The sequence below is a fragment of the Arthrobacter sp. Y3225116 genome (genome assembly GCF_059091245.1).
On sequence record NZ_JBNHGL010000429.1, the window covers coordinates 1 to 1,303 of the forward strand.

Annotated in this window: 2 protein-coding genes; both read right to left on the reverse strand. The window is 71.0% G+C overall.

What is annotated here, in order from left to right; translation table 11 throughout:
- Window positions 1-882, reverse strand: an 882-nt coding sequence (locus AC5RV2_RS18070) for a site-2 protease family protein (protein ID WP_494093470.1), incomplete at its 3' end; no start/stop codon positions are given.
- The coding region (locus tag AC5RV2_RS18075; protein WP_494093471.1) for an HAD family hydrolase at window positions 879-1,303 on the reverse strand (425 nt) is incomplete at its 5' end. The genes AC5RV2_RS18075 and AC5RV2_RS18070, both read right to left, overlap by 4 nt.

The following is a 1,303-nucleotide window of genomic DNA, read 5'->3' on the forward strand; positions in this document are numbered from 1 at the left end:
GGTGAGCACCACGGAGAGCCCGGGGCGCCCCTGGATCAGCTGCCGCACCTGGTCCACCGTGGCGGTGGCGGGCAGCGACGCGGCCGGAAGCTTGAGCTGCCCGGCGCTGACGGACGGCAGCCGCAAGCGCATCCGGGCGTGCGAGATAGCGGAACTGGCGCCCATCCAGAGGAAACCGCACACCAGCACCATGAGCACCACGAGCTGGAGGTCCGGCGTGCCGCCCCGCAGCAACGGGACGCCGATCACGCCGATCACCAGCAGCACCACGATGGCGCGGCCGGCCCAGCCCGCCGCCACGGTCCCCTTCTCCTGGCTGCCGGTCGCCTTCCAGACCGCGGTCTCCACCAGCCGCCCGCCGTCCAACGGGAGCCCCGGGAGGATATTGAAGACGGCCACCAGGAAGTTGGCCCAGATGAAGATGTCGGTCAGCAGGAACGGAATCGGTTCGCCGCGGAACAGCGGCAGCACCAGCATGCCGGCGCCGGCCAACGCAAAGTTGGCCACGGGCCCGGACAGGGCCACCAGCAGGGACTTGCCCGGCGTGGCATCAAAGTTGTCGAACTGCGTGTGGCCGCCCCAGAGGTTGAGCACGATCTTGGCCGACGGCCAGCGGAAGGTCCGGGCGGTCAGGGCGTGGGCGAGTTCGTGCACCAGCACCGAGAACAGCAGCAGCAGCGCGTAGCCTAGGGCCACGGCGTAGGCTCCCACACCGATTTCCGGCATCAGGCGCTGCACCTGGGGGCCGAAGATCAGCACGATGAAGGCGGCGATCACGAACCAGGACCAGGCCAGGACCACCGGGACACCGAACATGCGGCCCAGGGGAATCCCTTCGCTGCGCTCCTTTTCCTCGGCCTGCCGGGGGGTCTGCCCGCTCATACTCCTGCTTCCTGGGCGGCGCCCAGCAGGACGCGCTCCACGTCCCCCAGGCCCTTTCCGGCCAGGCTGTCCCAGTGCGGGCGCCCCGGTGCCGGCGGCACGGGCACGACGTGCGGGATGGCCACGGTCACGAGGCCGGCGGCTTCGGCGGAGGCAACCCCGGGGACCGAGTCTTCCAGCGCCACGACGTACTGCTTGTCGGCGCCGGGCAGGTGGCCGCTGAGCCAGTCGAAGGCCTGCTGGTACGGTTCCGGGTCCGGCTTGCCGCGCGTGACCATGTCACCGGTGACGACGTGGCGGAAGCTGCCCTCGGGCAGCGCCCTGACCACCTCGGCGGCGAGCTTGGTCTCGCTCATGGTCACCAGGACGCACGGAATGCCTGCCCCGGCCAGCTCCGCGAGCAACTCCCGCGCGCCGGGGC